The following is a 19,927-nucleotide window of genomic DNA, read 5'->3' on the forward strand; positions in this document are numbered from 1 at the left end:
GTTCAGGAGCGCGCCCCGGCCGTCTCGCGTACCTCGGGTTGCGTCGGCTCAGCCGGTGCGGGCTCATCCTGAGCGAGCGCTGGCGCTCGGCGCTGCTGCACGATCTCCCGCAGGGTGGCGCTCACCCCACGAAGCCAGATGATCGCCTGGCACCAGGAACTGTCTCGAACGAACAGGAGATCGAGCGCGATCATGGCGAGCGAGAACGGCCACAGGCCCAGGAACAAACCGATTCCGAGGTGCATGCCGAGAATGAAGACCAGCGCGACGATGCGGGTCGGCCGCCACAGCAGGAAGAGAGGGAAGAGCAACTGCACCCAAATCGACAGGAATGTCGCGACGTAGACGCCGAATTCCCACTGCCAGGTGAGGTCGCTCAGCGCCGGGAACGGGCGGAACACGTCGAGCACCACCGAGTAGTAGAAGGCCGTGCCGTCGCGCCACTCCTCACCCATCAGTTTGTATATGCCGGAGTTCACATACACAAGAAGGATTTGGTACGCACAGAGCATGACGGCTGCATTGTGCGCCGCGTTTCCCACCCATGACGGAAACGTGAACCAGCCCTTGAGTACGGGTTTGCGCGTGGGGCCGCGCTTGCGCCGCAGCCAGGCATCGACTGACCAGTGCTGTGAGAGGTTCGCGAAGACCAGGAACAGCAGCGAAATCCTCATGATCGTGTCGCCGCCGTTGGTCAGGACCGCGCTGTTCGTCGACAGCCCCACCCAGAACAACGTCAACAGTGGCGTCACAAACCGGGTCTGCCACCCGACGAGGAAGACGAGCGCGAGAACGAACAGAGCGCCGTACGCCACATCGAAGAGAAACGCGTTGTCCTTACTGAACAGAACCCTCAGGATCTCGGCCCAACCCCTGCGTTTCGCTTCCGGTTCAACCCAAGCAGAGGCCACACCCCAGAGGTAATGCCGATCCCTCAGGTTGGTGCTGAGAAACGCGAGAATGATCGTCCCGTACACGATCCGCAGCGCCGAAAGGCTGTAGGTGGCACGTTTCGCGTCTGTGATCCAGCGCACCAGGGCATCGAATCGGTTTGAGACCGAAAACGCAGAAACGGATGCTGTCGCTTGCGGCTTGCGCGAAGCATCCGTTGCTGAAATGGTGCGCTTCTTCGTCCGACTGGGCGTTGTGGTCATCGGGAGTCTCCGTATCGGGCCAGGACGTCGTCGTACACGGCGATGGTTTCGGGATCGATCAGGTCGTCGGCGTGGCGCCAGCCGAAGACAACAACGTACGGATCGAATTGGGCCTCGTCATCGAACCGGTGCTCGAAGTCGTTCGGTCGTTCGCGCTGCAACTTCCAACGGACGCGTTCGATGGGTTTGTCGAAGTGTGCGGTTGCGAAGGTGGTGGCGGACTCCTTGAGCATGTAGTCGTACCGCAAGAACTGGACCACTGCGGCGCGGTTCTGGCCCATTTCGGTGAGTTGAGACACCAGCGGTTCGGCCTGCTTCGCGCGGTAGCCACCGTCGTGCCGCTCGATGAAGGTGTCGCGAACCACGTTGCGTTGGGCCTCGGTGAGCGCAACGTATCGCTTGTTGTATGCGTTGACGGCGTTCCAGGAGGACTTCTGGATGCGGGAGGGCATGGCGCTTCCCGCCACCGAGTTCTGCTCGATCGCTGTAATGCTGACCCAGTCACTCTTGACGAGCTGGCCATCGTCGCGCCACTGGGCCTGGATGACCAGTTCGGAGTTCGTCTTCATGATGTTGGGAGCGAAGACGTTCCACTTCTGGGAAAAGTATGGGCTCGCCGCCGAGACGACCGCTGGTCGCATGGGCGACGACGGGAGGACGATGATCAGGGTGACGGCGACATAGGCGGCAACCGCCAGCAAGGCGACAATCGCTGCGATCCGCGGACCCTTTGCTCTCGAACTCATTCGTTCTCCGATAGGTAGTGGGAGTGGAAGTGGAAATTGAGTGGCGGCCATCGATGTCGATGGCCGCCACTCTGAGGTGTGAGCGGGTCACGGTCGGGAGGACAGTGACCCGCTCAAGGTGTTACTGGAGTTGCGTCTTGCGAACGAACACCAGCGAAGCTCCGAGAAGGAGCAGGAGGGCGGAGACACCGCCGAGCCAGATTCCGCCGAAGCCGGTGCCCGGAAGGCTGCCAGCATCGCCGTTGCCCGCGGTAACCGGAGCGATCACCGTGAACTGAGTGGCTTCGTTGCGGTCGAGAACCTCACCCGACACGCTTCCGACCAGGTCGACCCTGTGGGCTCCGAGCTCGAATGCCGCGTCGATGGCGAAGCTGAACGTCACGTTGCCCGCAGCGTCAGCGACCTTCGGGGTGAGTGGGAACGGTGTCGAGTGAACCGTGCCGGAGACCGTCTCGCCGGGCGCGAACCCAATTCCGAGGACCTCCTGCACCACGCCGGTACCGCGGACGATGCTGGTGTGCTTCACCATGCCCTTGGTGCCGCTGTTGTCCACGTCGCCGCCTGCGTCGGTTGCACCGTCAGCATCAGCTGCGGCGTCTGCTGCATCAGCATCAGCATCAGCATCAGCATCGGCTGCCGCGTCCGTGTCGGTTCCTGCATCCGCGTCAGCGTCGGCGTCTGCATCTACGTCTGCTGCTGCGCCGTCTGCGTCTGCTGCTGCGTCAGCGTCAGCGTCAGTTGCATCAACGTCTGCGGCTGCGTCTGTGTCCGTTGCGTCCACGTCTGCGTCAGCGTCCACGTCAGCGTCCACGTCTGCATCTACGTCTGCTGCTGCGCCGTCTGCGTCTGCTGCTGCGTCAGCGTCGGTCGCATCAACGTCTGAGTCAGCATCCACGTCCGCAGCTGCGTCCGTGTCTGCTCCTGCGACGGTGTCCGTTGCGTCCACGTCTGTGTCAGCATCTACGTCCGCTGCTGCGTCTGTGTCTGATGCCGCGTCCGTGTCTGCGTCGGTGTCCGCCGCATCAACATCTGCTGCAGCGTCCACGTCGGCCGCTGCGTCGGCGTCTGTCGCGTCGACGTCGGCCCCTGCATCAGCATCAGTCGCGTCCACGTCCGCTGCTGCGTCCACGTCTGCGTCGGCTGCTGCGCCAGCATCTACGTCCGCTGCTGCGTCGGTGTCAGCATCGGCTGCTGCATCCGTGTCTGCGTCTGCGTCTACATCTACGTCTGCTGCTGCGCCGTCTGCGTCTGTGTCTGCGGCTGCGTCAGCGTCGGTCGCATCAACGTCAGCGTCAGCGTCCACGTCGGTTGCCGCGTCGGCGTCTGTCGCATCGACGTCTGAGTCAGCATCCACGTCCGCAGCTGCGTCCGTGTCTGCTCCTGCGACGGTGTCCGTTGCGTCCACGTCTGTGTCAGCATCTACGTCCGCTGCTGCGTCTGCATCTGATGCCGCGTCGGTGTCTGCCGCATCAACGTCTGCTGCAGCATCCACGTCGGCTGCTGCGTCTGTCGCGTCCACGTCTGCTGCTGCGTCCACGTCTGCGTCAGCGTCGGCTGCTGCGTCCGTGTCTGCGTCGGTGTCCGCATCTGCTGCCACATCGATTGCCACAGAGAAGTCAACCGTTGCGGTGCTGACATCAGAGCCCGAGGTCTGAGTGGCCGTTGCAGTGTACGAGCCCACCGGCAAGGCCGGGAAGGGGATCGTCCAGGTGCCGTCAGGGTCAACGGTCGCCGTCTGCTCTGGTTGCCCAGGGATTGTGACGGTCACTGTTCCCTCGGGCTCACCCGCGCCAGCAAATGTCACCGGAGTGTTTGTGCTCCCCAGTGGCACCTCGATCACCTGTCCATCCGTCGGTGCGGTGATGGTGACCTCAGTAACATCAACAGCGACAGAGAAGTCGACTGTTGCCGTGCTCACCTCCGTGCCCACGGTTTGGGTCGCTGTGAGGGTGTGAGCGCCTACGGGGACTCCGGTGAAGGGGGCGACCCACGTGCCGTCCTCACCAACAGCAACGGTCTGCACCGGCAGACCGGGCACGTTGACGACTACTGATGCACCGGCTTCACCGGTACCGGCGACCGAAATGGAAGCAGTGTCATCTTCACCCGGGACCTCAAATACACGGCCTGAGGTAGGAGCAGTGATCGCAACGTCATCGATCACTGCGACGGCCACCGTGAAGTCCACGGTCGTCGTGCTGACATCGCCACCGGACGTTTGCGTCGCCGTGGCCGTGTATGGGCCGACAGGCAAGCCAGTGAAAGGCGCGGTCCACGTGCCATCCGTGCCCACGATTACGCTTTGTTCTTCCTCGTCGGTGAGATTGACGACAACTGTGGCACCGGGCTCGCCTTCGCCGCTGACGGTCACGTCAGCTGTGCCGCCTTCAGCCGGAACTTCAACTACCTGTCCCGGCGTGGGGGACGTGATCACAACATCCGTCACGTCGAGTGCCGCCGAAACGTTCGGTCCGACCTGGGCGCGGCCGAGATCAACCGTGCCTAGCATGCCGCCCAGAAGTGTCACGCGGACGGCTGTTTCGCGGAACACTCCGGGTGCGGGCTGCTCCTGGACGTTTACCGTGACTCCTGCGACATCGCCGATAGCCCGAAGAGCAGGATCAAGAACGTTCGCAGCATTCGTGACAACCGAACCCACGGCCGTGCCCGTCGTGCTCAGCAGAGTCTCGAGTACTGGAGACAGCACACCGGAAACCGCGCCCTGAAGGGTGGACAGCAGTGGAGTCAAAATTGGGTCGAGCACCGCGAGCAGGCCCGTTCCAGTGACCGTAAGCGCGGCATCACCGTCGAGGAGATCGCCGAGCGTTCCGTCATAGTTGATGTCCAGTCCCGCCGTGCAGATTCCAAGCAGGCTGAGGAGGCAAACGCCGCCGGAGATGTCAACCGCCACTGCGTTCACAGCAGGCGCGATGGCGTTGTTAAGCGTCGTTTGCAGGTTGCCCAGCAGTTCTGCCAGCGTGTCGGCGACGGCGCCAATGGTTGCCGCGCTGAGAACCGGCGTGTTGGGTGCCAGGCCATTCAGATTGGCAATCTCGGCCCAGTCGACGACTATGGTTCCTGCTGCCAGGTCGACTGTGACCCCATTCAGGGATGTCGGTGTCGAAAGGACACCTGAGACGGCGGCCTCGAGGTCCGCGCTGATGGCGACCTCAAGATCGTTAGCCCCCAATTGAACACCGGGAAGGATTCCGCCGATCAGATCCAGCGAGTCGAGTACTCCGTCAAGGACGCCCTGCTCGATCACATCAGAAAGTCCGTTGACCGTTGTCGAAGCGGTCGCCAGGGCACCGTTGACGCCCGCGCTGATACCGCTGACGGTCTCCGAGCCGACATTCAGTCCCAGTCCGGCAACAGAGTAACCACGGCAGTGGTCGGGGTTCGTCACGTCGTCGCAGGCCTCAGCAATCACGGCCGGGTTCGCAGCATCGAGCGCTGCAACACCGGTGACGGCGCCGACGTTGAGTGACGCAGTGTCGAGTATCGACGTGGAAGGCAGCAGCGCCATCAGGTCGAGAGTCGCATCCGCCGGGTACGCGGCTGATCCACTCGTGTCGATAATTCCCGCGTCGGTGACCGTGCCGGAAACGGCACGAGACGAGCCATCAGCGGAGGACTCGGAATACTGGTTCGCGGCACCGAGAGCGAGGAGGTCCCCGAGCGGAATGCTCAGCCCTGACGGCATCGCAACATTCAGCGTGCTCAGGACCTCAAGATCCAGCGGCGTCGCCTGGCTTTCAGACTCCGTCCCGTCGCTTGAGGTAGAGACACCTTCGAGTTCAGCGATCGCGTCCAGAAGTTCACCGTTTGCCAACAACGATCCGGACAAGAACCGCGCCGACGAGTTAGAGCTATCGCCCGGAGCAGCGTGGGCTGCTGTCACGGACCCGAAGAGCATCAAAGATGTGGCCCCGACGACTGCTCCCAGCCTCAATGCTTTCGGCCTACCGCGAGCTCGCGTTGAATTCATGAAATCCCCTAATTCGAGAAGGAATGACGGCGGGGAACGACCCGCGTCATTTGAGGGCCGACAGAAGGGCCCAAAATGAAGGTATTGCCGGCGGGTGCGGTGAAAACGAGGGTGAACTACTGCTTAAACTCAGTAGCGATGCTGATGTACTGAGGCGCAACCTGAGGGAAGTTAGGATTGTTCAACCCCGGGTATGGGGGCACGCTCGGGTTTGGAAGATCAAGGTGTGGCTGGCGGTCGAAGTTGACCGGCTTTGCACGTTCTTCTTCCCTCGGAAAACCGGCGGCTTCAGTAGCGACTACCGAGACCGTCTCAGCAGTGAATCGCGAAATCACGTTACTACTGAGGTGTTCGGGCGGGTCGGGGAGGTAAGGCGTCTCTCCGCAATTGAGATCGATACAAACGGTTCGGGGGAACAAACGTGACGGTAACAAGCGCTGTGGGGTACTCCGCCTTCCACATCGAGGTCGCTGAGGGTTCATCTACCTTGGACGCGGAACGAGAGCGCCTGGTTTCGCATCTTCTCTCGCGTCTCGGTTTCGGAACCGGGGTCGTGATTGCGGCGGCGTGGGGTGCTGGCAAAAGTTTCATGCTCTCTCGCCTCGTAACTGAACTGCGTTCGGTGGACACCCAGGTCTCGATTATCAAAGTCCGCGGTGCGCGTTCGACGAAACTCGTTCTGGACTACATCCAGCACGCGCAACCGAATCAGCTGTTGGCGATCGACGATGCGCATGCGCTTTCCGACGAAGCCTTCACACTTCTTCTGAACCATTTGGTGGAAACCGGTACGCCCTTTATCGCGACGATCTCCACGGAGCCGTCACGAGGGCAAGGTGAACCTTTACGAGGCCGTGATCTATCGGCCCTGTGGACTGACCTCGACTCCGAGAGAGTCGACCTCAAAGGTGTTGGATATGACGAAGCAACTCGAATAGTCAACGAGGCCTCAGGCAAGGTTCAACTCGACGCAGTGACGCGGGCGCAGATCATCGGGGAAGCTGCCGGAAGCCCTCTCCTCCTTCGCGAACTTACGCAGGCAGCCGTCGATTCCGACGGGTGGAGCCTGGGCGACTCGTTCTCCCTTGCCGTCGGACCGGCCGTCGTTTCGTCGCGACTGATCGAGCTCGTCGCGCCACAGCTCGGTGAGCTCACGGAGCGCGACCGAGTCGCTCTCATCGTCCTGGCGAAGCTCGGGCCGGTGGCTTATCCGTGGGCAACCCGCCTCTTCGGTACGGACGTCATCAACACTCTTGTGCGTCGGCGCTTTATCCGCCGAAACCCGGGGTCAGTTGAAGGCGTCTCGACTGGCGTGCTGTATGCGAATGTGCTTCTGGCGGATGCAGATCCTGTGTTCATCGCGAAGTGCGAGCGCGACCTGGAGCAAGCGTTGGTGTGCCTGATACGCGACGGAGCGGACAGCCCGGAGGCTTGCGTCGTTGTGGGCACCTTGTGGGCTAACGACGAAGACGGGACCCCCGCGACTGCTGGTTCTCCCGCGGAGGCGGCTCGCATCCTCGAGAGGGCCGCCGAGCGCGCCAACAGCGCAGGGCACCCAATCTCCGCCGAACTTTTTGCGCGGCGCGCACGCGCTCTCCACACGAGCCCCGGCATCCTGGAACAGCTCTCCCGCGCCCGTGCCGCGCAAAGGGATGTACATGGAGCTTTCGAGCTCCTCGAGAACTCCCCGGCTGCGATTCACACGGAACGCGAGAACGACATCCGACTCCTGTCGTGGTGGATGACACTCATTCAGTGGGATGGAGATCGTGAGTCCAGGCGACGAACCTGTTTCGATGTCGCTCGAAGCTGGGGCACGGTGAATGACCTGGTCGACGACTGGGAGGTCCTCACGTCTGCCGGTTCCGAGCTTGTTGAGTCCCGATACGCCCGCGGCATCGACCACCTCGAGCGCCTGCTCGAAGCGCGCAGCACCAGTCCTGAGATACGGCTCCGGTCGCTGACAGCGCTGGTTCCGGCTTACGTGTACACGGGTCGGGCTCGGGAACTCGACACCGCAATCGACCTCGGTCGCACGCTCGCCTCCGAACTTATCGCGGTCGGCTCAGCCGACAGCCCGGAAGTCAGACATGCAAGCCTGGAGTTTCTTCTGCACTCGGGTTTATTCCGCGGCCTGACCGGGACCCGATCCTCGACGCTGATGAAAGACGCAAACTCGTTTGCGCTCAAGGCAGCAGACAGCGGTGACGTTGCCGCCCTCGCCTGCGTCAACATCGTCGCGGGGCACGCTGCGCTCGTGGGTGGCCGCGCGGACCAGGCGCTGAGCGAGCTGCTCGCCGCCGCCAAACGGGTCGAAGGCACGACGGCTGCCATTCTCACCCCTCTGATTCTGCTCTTGCTTACGCATACCCTCGCCGTGCTGAAACAATCAGATAGCGCTCGCGCGATGCGCACGCGACTCGCCGCCTTTGAGAACACGCGATCGCCATGGCAAAGCTTTGGTGAGGACCTGGGTTTGGTCCAGCTCCTCATCAGTTCGGGAGATACCGACGCTGCCAGACAGAAGTGCCTTAGCATCGCTGACACCCTGGATCGGCGTTGCCGACTGATGCTCGTCCGCGTTCTCCACCTCGCATACGCACTGGGCGAACCGGCGAAGAAGACCGTCGCCCAGCTCGGTTGCCCGCCGCCTGTCGAGCAGTGTGAGGTAACTCGCGCTCTTGAGGAGCACCTTCGGGCGGCAGACGCGGCTGATGCGTTCCGGCTCGACGCCGCGGCCACGCACCTCCAGTCGATCGGTTTGTTCGCAGAGTCCGCGCTCGCATACGGCGCCGCTCACGTCGCCCACCTCGCCCACGGGCGGACCGAGGCCGCAACGTCGAGCTTCACGGCCGCTTCCCATTTGGCTCAGGGTCGCGGATGGACCGATTCACCTGGCCAGCGCCATGCGACGCCCCAGCTCCAGATGGCCAGCTCCCCACTTGCCCTTCTCACCAAACGGGAACTCGAGGTCGGCCGTCTCGCGAGCGTCGGGCTGAGCAACGCCGAGATCGCCGAGCGGCTGTACCTCAGTGTGCGAACCGTCGAATCACACATCCTTCAAGCACGGAAGAAGCTCGGCGCCGGTCGACGCACCGAACTAGCGCTCCACTTCAGGCACACGCCAGGCACACACGCAGGCGGAACGTCACACCGATAGTCGCGGCGAGACAGCTCAGGCGCTCGCCGCCCCGAGTGCCGCCCGCAGGAACCCGTGGTGATCGGCGAGCAGCTGCCGCGCCTGGTCAGGCGTGAGGCTCCCCCGAATCGCCAGAATGGCTTCTTTCACCGAGTTATCCGCAGCGACGAGGGCAGTTGCTGCACGCTCGCTCGAAGCATCCGTCACCGACATAATCGTGCGCTCCGCGCGCGCCCTGAGCTTCTCGTTGGTGACCTTCAGGTCGACCATGACGTTGCCGAAAGTCTTGCCGAGCCGCACCATCGTGAGCGTCGAGATCATGTTGAGGATCAGTTTCTGAGCGGTTCCGGCCTTGAGGCGGGTCGAGCCAGCGACGAACTCGCCTCCGACAACAACCTCGAGCGGATGCTTCGCGAGAGCGCCGATCCGTGAATTGCTGTTGCACGCAACGGCGACGGTCAACGCGTCGACCGATGCGGCATACGCGAGCGCTCCCGCGACGTACGGCGTGCGGCCGGACGCCGACAGGCCGACCACCACATCGGTGGGTTGCAGGTGCACGGCACGAAGGTCGTTCGCGCCGGCATCCGCATCATCCTCTGCGCCCTCAACGGCAGACGTGATCGCCGTGGGGCCGCCAGCCATGATGCCGATCACGAGGCTCGGGTCGGTGCCGAAGGTCGGGGGAACCTCGCTCGCGTCGAGCACTCCGAGCCTGCCTGAGGTGCCGGCGCCGATGTAGATCAGGCGCCCGCCGGCCGTCATGCGTTCGACGATGGCGTCCACGGCCGCGGCGATCGCCGGTGTGAGCGCCGCAACGGCATCGGCGACGGTTCGGTCCTGCGCGTTCATGGCCGCTGCCATCTCTGCCGTGCTGCGCAGGTCGAGGTCACGGAGATCCTCGGCCACCACCTCGGTGCTCAGCTGGGACAGTTCGTTCCGAAGGTCGCCGCGGGCATCGGGAGCCCCATCCGTCTCGCCGGCCGGGGCGCTCAACTCCGGCTGTGACTCCCGAACGGCATCGAGCGACACAGCATCGGGTACATCACCGGCCGTGGTCAGGGCGAGAACGGCTTGCCGGTGCCCCGCCGTCAGTCGGTTCGCAGCGTTCGCTCCGGCGAGTGATGCGGCGAGGTAGCCGCCCGCGAAGGCGTCGCCGGCACCGACAGCCTCGAGCACCTCGGTCTGGATCGCCGGAACGAAGACGGCTCCTCCCGCCGAGAACTCGGTGGCTCCGACATGTCCGTCCTTAATGACGAGTCGCGCGGGAGTGTCGATCAGCGCTCGTACCTCTTCCGCCGTCGACGTTCCCCACAGCGTTTCTGCCTCGTCCAGGCCGACAAGCACGATGTCCGACCGTCGTGCCAACTCGAGCAGTCGCGGTGCGGCCGTGGCGACATCCCACAGTCCACTCCGATAATTAACGTCAAAGCTCAGCAGCACATCGGTCGCAGCGAGGCGCTCGATCACCGCGTCGAGCATCGCATCGCAGCTCGAGGAGAGCGCTGCCGTGATGCCGGAAATGTGCACGATCGACGCCCGCTCGAGCGGGATGCCGTCGAGGGACGCCGGCGACATCCGGGAGGCCGCCGAGCCGCCGCGGTAGTACAGAACGCCCCTGCCCGGGTCCTTGACGTACACCCCGGTAGGTGCGTCAGGGTGCACGGTGAGCCAGCGGGTGTCGACATCCCGCTCAGATACCTGCCGGGTCAGGCGACGACCGAGAGCATCGTTCCCAACCGCGCTCACCCAGGCCGCTCGCTGGCCGAGCCCCGCGACGTGAATGGCCACATTCGACTCAGCCCCGCCGGCTCCGAGCGAGAAGTCCGTCGCGGTCTCAAGCGACCCCGCATTGGTTGGCGCGATCACGACCATCGTCTCGCCGATCGTGATCAGGTCGGGAAACCGAGGTTCAGACATGGCTCCACTATCGCACGGGGCATTCCCAGGCGGTCGGAATAGTTCGCCCGCTCCCCCGGTTGGGCCCAGAGGCCCTGCTTCAGCCGGGCCCCACCAACGAAAGGCACGCACTTTATGGACTTGTTCTCGCCCGTTTCCCTCGGAGACCTCCAGCTCGCCAACCGCATAGTGATGGCACCACTCACCCGGCTCCGTGCCGGAGAGGATGGCGTGCCAGGCGACCTGATCGCCGAACACTACGCGCAGAGAGCCAGCCTTGGGCTGATCATCACCGAGGGAACGTACCCGAGCGCCGAGTCACGTGCATACCCGGGCCAGCCCGGCATCATCACCGATGCGCAGGTCGCCGGCTGGCGCTCGGTCGCCGAGGCTGTTCACGCTCGGGGCGGACGCATCGTCATGCAGGTCATGAACGGCGGTCGTGTCTCGCACACGGCGATCACCGGCACCGACCGCATCGTCGCACCGAGTGCGATCGCGATCGATGGTGACGTGCGCACGCCGGACGGCAAGCTTCCCTTCCCGGTGCCGCATGCACTGTCTCTCGAAGAACTCGAGACGGTTCGCGATGAGTTCGTGACAGCATCCGTTCGAGCAATCGAGGCGGGCCTCGACGGAGTCGAAGTTCACGGTGCGAACGGCTACCTCCTGCACGAGTTCCTCTCCCCCGCCTCCAACACGCGAGACGACGCATTCGGCGGATCGCCCGAGAAGCGCGCGGCTTTCGTTCTCGAGGTGACCAAAGCGGTAGCGGATGCTGTGGGGCCAGGCCGCGTAGGCATCCGTATTTCTCCTTCACACAACATTCAGGACGTGCTCGAAACCGACGCGGACGACGTTGCGGCCACCTACGGTGCGCTGATGGACGGGCTTGCCCCGCTCGGGCTTGCCTACCTCAGCATTCTGCACAACGACCCGACCGGCGACTTTGTTCAGGGACTGCGTTCGCGGTTCGGCGGCAAGATCATCGCGAACAGCGGGTTCGGCGCCGTCACCACCCGCGACGAGGCGATCGAGCTCATCGATTCGTCACACGCTGACGCCGTCGCGATCGGTCGAATGGCGATCGCCAACCCCGACCTTGTGGAGCGCTGGAGCGGCGAGCACCCCGAGAATGAGCCGAACCCGGCAACTTTCTACGCAGAGGGTGCACTCGGTTACACCGACTACCCGCGCCTCGACGAGTCAGTGCTCGCCGGCGCGTAGGTGCTTCTCCCGCTGGCCCGCACTGTTCATCGGTGCGGGCCAGCGGTGTTCGAAGTTCGAATACCCAGCGAAACCCCGTAACGTAGAGAGGTGGCACCGGGTCCCCCCTCGGGCGCCGAGCGCACGCCACGCTCTCCGAAAGGTTTGCCTTGAGCAACGAATGTAAGCACGGTTTCGAAAACGGAGCCTGTGCAACCTGTTTCCCCTCCGCCCCACCAGCTCCGAAGGTCGTTGTCGCTCCGAAACGCGCACCTCGTCCTCGCACCACAAGCCTGCGCACGGCCCCTGCCGCAGGGTCGAAAGCCGCAGCGGAGTCGTCGATCGACATCGCCGAGCAGCGGATCTACCATGTCACCCACATCTCAAACCTCGAGAAGATGCTCGCGTCCGGAGTGTTGCTCGCTGACTCCGTGTCAGCGGATCCCCGCGTTGACATCTCGTCTCCCGAGAACCGCGACGCGCGACGCTCGACCCTGGTTTCGAAGGCAGGAACCGCGACGGTCGCCGACTACGTGCCGTTCTTCCTGACCCCGAACGCCAGCCTTTGGGCGAGCCTTCGGTCCGACGCCGCTGACCCGCGGCTCTCAGGTGAAGCACGCAGCACAGCCGTCAACGACTACGTGGTCCTGGTCAGCTCGATCAAGAAGGTCCGCGACACGAGCGAACCCGGCTACTCCAACATCGTCGTCACCGACGGAGACGCTGCAGGAGCGGTCACCCGACTCGAGGCCACGAAGGAAAGCGCCGAGCGAATGCTGCGCAAGCTCCGTGCCGAGGAGGAATCGGGTGCCATTCTTGAGGCTGAAGTCCTCGTCGAGACCAGCCTGCCGTTCGACGCCATCTCAGTGATCAGTGTCGCAACGGTGTCCGTTCGGGAAACGGTGAAGGAAATGCTCGAATCGACGCCGTACAAGGCGAAGGTTGCCGCGCACCCGCCGTGGTTCCAGTACGAGAGCGCGCTGTAAACCAATTCTCGCCGCTACTCACGCAGCGTACGACTGGCAAACCGGGCCAGATCGACCCGGTTTGCCGTTCCTGTTTTGCGCAGCAGATTCGAAATGTGCGAGCTCACCGTTTTCTCGCTGATCACCAGCGCCCGGGCGATTTCCGAGTAGGTCCGCCCGGCGATGACGTGATCGAGGATCTCGTGCTCGCGCGGTGTGAGCCCCGCCTCGGGCAAGCGTGACGTGCCCGCCTGCTCGACGTGCCCGAGCGGCACTCGCGCGGTTTCAGCCAGCGACAGCAGCAACTGCCCCAGTGGGTCGGCGGAGAGCCGTTCGCTCAGGTCGACTCCACGGCGAAGCACGGATGCTGCCTGGTCACGATGGTGATGACCTCGCGTCAGCAGCGACTCAGCGGCCCGCCAGCAGGCGTACGTCTCCTCCCACGGAAGTCGCGCATCGGCGAACCGATCGGCAACGTTCACCCATTGAATGCCCAGATCGGCATGCGCTCGCCCGCGTGCAACCTCGGCGGCATATAGGGCTTCCAGGGCTGAACACTGGCGGTCGTAGAGGTCGGATCCAGCGCCGGTATGACGGATGACTGCGGGAAACTGTGCGACGAATCCGTCGAGCTGATCGATCAGGTCGGTGGGGTCCTGGCCTGCATCTCGTTGCTCGCCGATCAGGTTAGCCAGAGCCGACGCGGCAAGCGGAACCAGCCATTCGCATCGCATGGGCGGAAGTCCGGTGAATGTCGCACCGGCGAGAGCTGCGTCGAACGCGGCGGTGTTGTTCCCCTGCGCCAGGGCGACCTCGCTTCGCACTGCATCGAAAGGGAGCGCCAGAAACTCGCTTTTGTCTCCGAACAACTCGTCTGCGCGCTCAAGATGCGCGTGCGCTTCTGCCGTGTGACCCTGCCAGGCTGAGAGCCGAGCCGCTGTGAGGCGGGCAGTGGCGTCTGCCACAGCTCCCGGATCCGAGCCAAGGACGACGCGAAGCCCGCCGAGGACCGTCATCCAATCACCGAAGGCCAGTCGAGAGGACGATTCTTCGGCCGAGAGATACGCCAGGTAGGTGTGCGGGGCGTTCAACGCGCTCAGGCGCTCACGCCTCCCGCTGAGGTGGTTCGCGAACTCCTGCGCCGTCCAGGTTTCGAGAGCATGCGCTTCCCACGACGCGGCATGGACGTAGGCCCACCAGTCGCGCGCGTCGACCGCCTCCTCGAGTCCCTTCGACGCGTGATCGAACGCCTCGGCGTCGTTGTGCTGGTCGAACAGGACAGCCATGGCCATCGCCGAATGGGCATAGGACATCGCTCGTGGGTGTCCGGCGCTCAGTGCCAGGTCCAGGGCATCCGCTGCCCGCGCCGAAGCCCCGTCGACACCGGCCCAGAGTTCGGCGTGGGCGAGTTCTGCCAGCGCGAGGGCGTATTGCCAACTGGACGCGTCAGACCGGGCTACGTCCACTGCGGCGCGAGCTTCAGGAACGGAGAGAAACGCACGCCCGGTCGAGAATCGCAGGTGCATCCTGCGGACCAGCATCTCGGCAACGTCGAGCGGAGGCAGATCCGGGTTCTCGAGTAACTGCTCGATCGCACCGAGCTCCTCCTCGTGCGCCCCGGCAGCATCCGCCGCTGCGCGAAGTCGCACGAGCAGGTCATGAACGCTCGCGGACGCATCCGGAAGTTCCTTCCGCAGGGCAACGGCCCGGCGCAGGAGCCTGAGCATCTCGGGACGCCCACCGGAGTCGCCGGCTTCCTCAGCCGCCTGAAGCGCCCAATCGAGCGCCTCGGCCGCATGCCCGGCACGGTCGTGATGGTCCGCGACCGCGACGAGCACTTCGATACGTCCGGGGCCGTCCGACAGCTTCCCTTCGTAGTAGTCCGCGAAACGGGCATGCCAGCGGTGGCTGGAGTCCGGCGCGAGAGAGCGCTCGAGCACCTCAGCGATGAGCGGGTGATGGAACCAGTACGTGCCGTTGGGTGCCGCATCGACAGTTCCTGCGTCGACGGCCTCCGCAAGCAGCGGCAGGATGTCGTGGACGCCGGAGACCGCCTCGAGGTCGTTCACGCTCATCGGGCCGCCGTTTACCGCGAGCGTTTGCGCGAGGCGGCGTGCCTCGGGCGAAAGCTGCCGCCAGGACTGCAGCACCGCCGAGCGCAGATCGTCGGGGAAGTTCGACCGGATATGGCGGGCGTTTGCGGACAGGCCGGAAACAACGAGCCGGGTGAGGTAGGCGTTTCCACGTGTGTGCGAGTAGACCTCGTCGACGAGGGACTGGTGCGGAGTGCTGTCAAAGATTTTGGCCATCTGTTCACCGGTCGCGATCCGATCCAGCGGCTGGAGAACCAGTTCGGTGATCTCGGGCAGACGGCGGATGTCCGCGAGCCAGCGCTGCAGCCGAAGGTTTGAGTCGTCCTTGCGGATGGTGCAGAGGATGGTGAGGGGTCGGCGCACTCGCCCGGCGATCAGGTACATGAGCACGTCGAGAGTGCTTTGGTCGGCCCACTGGAGATCGTCAACCGTGAGGACCACCGGGCGGATGGCACACAGTTCGTCCAGCCACGTGTCAATGAGAACGGGAACGTTCATGGTGGTGTCCGTCACGCGCGGCGGCGGTGGCCCGTCGTCGGGGCTGAGATTGCGCACCGCCGAGCGCAACGCGAGGAATGGCACGCTCAGTGAGGTAAGCGGAAGGCAGGTTCCGTACAGTTCGGTGACGGAACCGGCAAGGCGTTTTACCCCTCTCACCAGGGCAGTCTTGCCCACACCGGGGTCTCCCGTGACGAGGAGGGTTGCCGCATCTCCGCCGCTCGCCCGTTCAAGAATCGCGCGAAGGACGGCCAGTTCTGCGTCGCGACCGACGAGAACGGGGTCCGGTACGCTTCCCCGCGCCTCCATTGCCCCAGTGTTGCACTGATCGGTCCGGCAGCCGAGCCCCTCCCCTGAGGATATTTCCTGATTTGCGCACCTGGAATTCGGCAAAATGACCTCTCGTCGCCCGGATCTCAGGGTTCGCTACGAGGTTCTGAGGGGTGGTTTCTGATGTGTAGGTGGTGTCATGCGGAGGATCCTCAAGCCAGATCAGGTGCGGAGTCGGCGTGATCTTTCCCCCTGGGGATCCGTCGGCTCCCACCGGTTTACGGCTGTCGGGTGCTCCCGGCGGGCGTTGGTCGCCTCAAGAAAAGGGTGTGCTGATGTTGAAAATACGTGGTCGTCTTGCCGTTAGTGCCGCTGCTGGCGCGCTTCTACTCGGCGCGGGAGTCGCCGGTCTCTCCGGTGGGGCTGCCGCTTCCACCGCACCATCACCGTCCGAGACGCTCACCTTCTCGCAAACCTGCCTTCTCCAACGGATCGGCGGCCAGTTCACACGATGCGACAATCTCACGGGAGCCGGCGTGCGAGCCCCGGCGTACATCCCGCAGGTCCAGCGCATGGGACTCAGCGACTTCCGCTAGCGTCCGCGTCTTATCGCGTGCAAGCGCCTGATTGCACTTGGGCCGAGAACGACGGTGCCTGTGCGATCACCGGAAGTACCTCTTCCATGGTGAGCGCATAACCAACGTTCTCCGTGACATCCGACTTCGCAAAAATTACGCCGACAACCGCGCCGTCCGTCGTCAGCAGCGGGCCGCCCGAATTGCCCTGCTGCACGTTGGCGGCGAGCGTGTAGACCTGGCGCGGAGCCGGGGTGGCGCCGTAAATGTCGGGAACGAGCGTGGTGCCGTGGGCGAGAACGCTCGCCGACCCTGCGGTGAACGGTCCGCCGAACGGGTAACCCATCACCGCGGCCTCGGATCCGGGCGAGAGTGCCGTCGCCATCGGCAGGGCCGGAGCGTCGAGTCCGGATACGTCGATCACGGCGAGGTCATCCACGGGGTCGAAGTACACGATGCGGCCTGGCCGCGGCATTTCGTTCGGCGCCTCAACCACGAGCTCCGTCACCCCGGCCAGCACGTGGGCGTTGGTCACGACGCGGTCCTCGGAGACGACAAATCCGCTCCCCACGCGCCCGGTTCCGCAGGATGGCGCGTTTCCGGTGATTCGAACGACGGATGCCGCTGCTGTCGTCAACGCCGGAGAGTCCAGTTGGACGGCGGGCAAGTCTGGCGAGGTCGTCGGAACACCGACCGCGTCGAGGACACGCGGCAGTCCGTCGTTCATGACGGTGGTGCGCACCTGGGCCAGGAACGACTCGACGGGCGCAGGCATGAGCGAGTCGAGGGTGCGAAGCACGGTGGACGACGCCATGGCCTGGCTCACCATGGGCGCTCCGAGGGCCTGCGCGCTGAAGGCGAGTACCGAGATGACCAGAAGCGCGACCGAGGTGTTTGCGAGCGCGCCAACGAGCTTGTCGACCAGCTTGAGCGGGGTCTTGTGCAGCGGGCGCCGAATCAGGTTTCCGAGCGCGATGCCGACCGTGTATCCGATACTGATGAGCAGCACCGCCGCGGCGATGGACGCGAGAACCCGCCATTCCGGGAGCCAGGTGGCGATCAGTGGCAGGGAGAAGAACGCGGCCACTCCCCCGGCAATCATGCCCGCAATGCCGCCGACGATACGAAACAACCCGCGGCTGTAGCCCTGGATCAGGGCGCCAACAACAACGACAAGGAGAACGACGTCGAGCGCGATCGACCCGAATGATGCTGCGTTCAAGGGCCCTCCAGCCGTATCCGGATTCATTCTAGGCGCGGCATCCGTGAGGATCCCGATGGCAGAGAGTCGGTCGTTTCCGGGTTAACTACAGAGACCTGCCGCCCGGGTAGGGGCGGCAGGTCGCTGATCGACTGGTTTAGTTTTCGGAGCCGGTCTCATCTGTGGCTGGAGCCTCGCTCGAGGCGAGAGCGTCGCTGTCGAGAGCGTCGGTCAACTGCGACGTCGTAGTGTCCTGGTTGTCCGTGCCCGGCTCGACCTCTCCGTGCGTGTTGCTGAAGAGGTGCTGGTCGTTCTCAGAATCCATCGAGTCGCCAGACAGCGAGGTCTCAACGTCAGCCTCGTCAACGTCAATGAACGCGGCGTCGACCGGCTCGCCTGCGACCGCATCATTGGTGACGGTCTGGTTGGCGAGCATTTCCTCGTCCTTCGGGTCGCCAACCCCCCAGACGCCGCCCTCAGAGGTCAGACCGTCTGTTGCCGGGCTCTCGTCGTTCACCGAGGTGTCGTTCGAACCGGTGTTCTCTGCATCGCTCATGATTCTCCAATCGTCGGAATATTCACGCTAGGGCGACCTCGAGAAGAGCCTCAAGGGGTTGCGAACGGGAGCGAAATCCCTATGCTCGCGCGACAGGCACGAGCGTGACATCCCGAAGCTCGCCATCGTCAGCGACCGCCGTCAGGTAGGTGCAGACGGGTTGTCGCCGACGATCAGTTGGCGAACCGGGGTTGAGGAGCCGGAGCCCATTGGGGCTCACCGCGTCCCACGGAATGTGGCTGTGCCCGAAGATCAACACATCCGCATCAGGAAACCCCAGATCAGCCCTTACTTCCCGGCCCTTCGCCTGTCCCGTTTCGTGAATCATTGAAAAACGGATGCCATCGATCACCGCGTTCGCGACCAGCGGCAGGCGACGCCGCAGGGCTTCACCGTCATTGTTGCCGTACACGCCAATCAACCGGGCGGCCCGGTGCTCGATCGAGTCGAGCAGATCCTCGGTCACCCAGTCACCAGCGTGGAACACAACATCGGCCTGGTCGATGGCGTCCCACACCTGACCTGGCATCTCTCGTGCTCGTTTTGGGACGTGGGTGTCAGCGAGCAGAAGAAGGCGGGTTGGCATATTCCGATTGTTGCATTGGGGCACGAGGAGCGGGGGATGCCCGAGGGTCAGAGGAGCTCATCGGCCCCGCCGGCGAGGAAATTGTCGATGTGTTCCGACTCGATGGCTTCGTCCTCGAGCGCCTGCATCCGCTCGCGCCTGCGGGCATCTTCGTGGGCGTCGTCGTGGACAACCGGTTTGTTCTGGCCCTCCAGGGCTGGTTCTGCCGCGTCATATTCTGGATTGCTCATGCCATTCCATTTCCGATATGGAGGCGGACCGCGAGCGGTCCGCCGTCGGTCGTGGCGTCAGTGCGCTTGTGGGGCGCTGGCGTCGTCGTCGGTTCATGATGTTGAGGCCCGGAGCGCAGTGACCCCGGGCCTCAACTGGTTCTACAGCGCGGAGTTCGGTTTAGCGTGGCGCGGTCCCGATGAACCGCCGTTCGCCTGTACGTCGCCGAGGTCCGCCCGAACCGGGGCGGATTCTCGGCCCACGTCTCCCCCGCTGTCCCGAACAGGCTCAGCCGCTTCGTTCTCGCGTGCCTGCTCGTCGAAGTTGCGGTCGTGCGCCTGCTCGTCGGTCTCGCGAGCGTGCCCGTCGTTCTCACTGTCGTGCGTGTTCTCGCCGGCGTCGTGCGCCGAGCGCTCCCCGCCCTCCTCGTTACGCTGGCGGGCGGCGGCCTGCTCCAGGAGTTCCGTCCGTTCGGGGTATTCCTCGGCTGGGCGCGCCGTTCCGCCGTCGGTGTCCACATCGCTCAGGCCGAAGTGGCGGTTGAGCGCCTCCTCGTTGTGCGGACTGAGACCCTCGTCCGCGTTCAGCCGCGGTGCAGCGAGCAGGGTCTCCTTGTCGAGGTCCAGTCGCAGAATCTCTCCGTCCCAGGTGGAGTTCGCCAGCGGTGCGAAGATTTCGTGGCGCCCAAGGAAACCCGTCTTGAGGGTTACCCAGTTCGGCGCACCGGTCACCGCGTCAACAAAGACCTGGTGAACGTTGCCGATCTTCTCGTTGTCGGGTCCGTGGACCGGGGCGCCCTGCAGGCCACCGATGTCTCGTGAATCCAGCATCTGTTTCCTTT

Annotated in this window: 14 protein-coding genes; 4 read left to right on the forward strand and 10 right to left on the reverse strand. The window is 64.1% G+C overall.

From position 1 onward, the window contains the following. Nucleotides 1–2: 2 nt before the first annotated feature. The 3 genes from D9V28_RS07805 to D9V28_RS15935 form a co-directional block, all read right to left on the reverse strand. A complete protein-coding gene (locus D9V28_RS07805) occupies nucleotides 3–1,154 on the reverse strand; it encodes an HTTM domain-containing protein (protein WP_121659172.1) in 1,152 nt (383 codons plus the stop codon). After that, nucleotides 1,151–1,900, reverse strand: coding sequence for a DUF5819 family protein (locus D9V28_RS07810; RefSeq protein WP_121659173.1), 750 nt, complete (start codon nucleotides 1,898–1,900; stop codon nucleotides 1,151–1,153). The genes D9V28_RS07805 and D9V28_RS07810 overlap by 4 nt, the downstream gene beginning before the upstream one ends. Before the next feature lie 121 nt (nucleotides 1,901–2,021). Then, nucleotides 2,022–5,888 (reverse strand): choice-of-anchor G family protein, encoded by a 3,867-nt coding sequence (locus D9V28_RS15935; RefSeq protein ID WP_147440943.1) that lies wholly within the window; start codon nucleotides 5,886–5,888, stop codon nucleotides 2,022–2,024. Nucleotides 5,889–6,309: 421 nt separating this feature from the next. On the opposite strand from D9V28_RS15935, the gene D9V28_RS07825 reads away from it, so the two are divergent. Continuing rightward, nucleotides 6,310–9,048 carry a helix-turn-helix transcriptional regulator gene (locus D9V28_RS07825; RefSeq protein WP_121659175.1) on the forward strand — a complete coding sequence of 913 codons (2,739 nt, stop codon included), beginning with the start codon at nucleotides 6,310–6,312 and terminating at the stop codon, nucleotides 9,046–9,048. Between the two features lie 15 nt (nucleotides 9,049–9,063). Here the strand turns inward: D9V28_RS07825 and murQ are convergent, their stop codons facing one another. Further along, on the reverse strand, nucleotides 9,064–10,947 hold the full coding sequence (murQ, locus tag D9V28_RS16270; protein WP_229727895.1) for an N-acetylmuramic acid 6-phosphate etherase: 1,884 nt from the start codon (nucleotides 10,945–10,947) through the stop codon (nucleotides 9,064–9,066). A gap of 114 nt (nucleotides 10,948–11,061) precedes the next feature. On the opposite strand from murQ, the gene D9V28_RS07840 reads away from it, so the two are divergent. Then, nucleotides 11,062–12,153, forward strand: a complete 1,092-nt coding sequence (locus D9V28_RS07840; protein WP_121659176.1) for an alkene reductase — start codon at nucleotides 11,062–11,064, stop codon at nucleotides 12,151–12,153. A gap of 149 nt (nucleotides 12,154–12,302) precedes the next feature. Then, nucleotides 12,303–13,118: a DarT ssDNA thymidine ADP-ribosyltransferase family protein gene (locus tag D9V28_RS07845; RefSeq protein WP_121659177.1), complete on the forward strand. Its 816-nt coding sequence runs from the start codon at nucleotides 12,303–12,305 to the stop codon at nucleotides 13,116–13,118. A gap of 14 nt (nucleotides 13,119–13,132) precedes the next feature. Here D9V28_RS07845 and D9V28_RS16415 read toward each other — a convergent pair whose 3' ends face one another. Continuing rightward, the gene (locus D9V28_RS16415; protein WP_121659178.1) at nucleotides 13,133–15,997 is read right to left on the reverse strand and encodes a helix-turn-helix transcriptional regulator; all 2,865 of its coding nucleotides are present in this window, start codon (nucleotides 15,995–15,997) and stop codon (nucleotides 13,133–13,135) included. Between the two features lie 296 nt (nucleotides 15,998–16,293). Between D9V28_RS16415 and D9V28_RS07855 the strand changes: the two genes are divergently transcribed. Beyond that, nucleotides 16,294–16,554 carry a hypothetical protein gene (locus D9V28_RS07855; RefSeq protein WP_147440944.1) on the forward strand — a complete coding sequence of 87 codons (261 nt, stop codon included), beginning with the start codon at nucleotides 16,294–16,296 and terminating at the stop codon, nucleotides 16,552–16,554. Nucleotides 16,555–16,564: 10 nt separating this feature from the next. Here D9V28_RS07855 and D9V28_RS07860 read toward each other — a convergent pair whose 3' ends face one another. The 5 genes from D9V28_RS07860 to D9V28_RS07880 form a co-directional block, all read right to left on the reverse strand. After that, complete coding sequence (locus D9V28_RS07860; protein WP_229727892.1) at nucleotides 16,565–17,755, reverse strand: MarP family serine protease; 1,191 nt, start codon at nucleotides 17,753–17,755, stop codon at nucleotides 16,565–16,567. 136 nt (nucleotides 17,756–17,891) lie between these two features. Continuing rightward, nucleotides 17,892–18,290 (reverse strand): hypothetical protein, encoded by a 399-nt coding sequence (locus D9V28_RS07865; RefSeq protein WP_121659181.1) that lies wholly within the window; start codon nucleotides 18,288–18,290, stop codon nucleotides 17,892–17,894. Nucleotides 18,291–18,369: 79 nt separating this feature from the next. Further along, complete coding sequence (locus D9V28_RS07870) at nucleotides 18,370–18,876, reverse strand: metallophosphoesterase family protein (RefSeq protein WP_121659182.1); 507 nt, start codon at nucleotides 18,874–18,876, stop codon at nucleotides 18,370–18,372. Between the two features lie 47 nt (nucleotides 18,877–18,923). Further along, nucleotides 18,924–19,106, reverse strand: a complete 183-nt coding sequence (locus tag D9V28_RS07875) for a hypothetical protein (RefSeq protein ID WP_121659183.1) — start codon at nucleotides 19,104–19,106, stop codon at nucleotides 18,924–18,926. A 141-nt stretch (nucleotides 19,107–19,247) separates the two neighbouring features. Continuing rightward, entirely contained in the window at nucleotides 19,248–19,916 is a 669-nt protein-coding gene (locus D9V28_RS07880) for a hypothetical protein (RefSeq protein ID WP_121659184.1), read from the reverse strand. Between the last annotated feature and the right edge of the window lie 11 nt (nucleotides 19,917–19,927).

The organism is Mycetocola zhadangensis, from assembly GCF_003668565.1.
Taxonomy (GTDB): Bacteria; Actinomycetota; Actinomycetes; order Actinomycetales; family Microbacteriaceae; genus Mycetocola_A; species Mycetocola_A zhadangensis.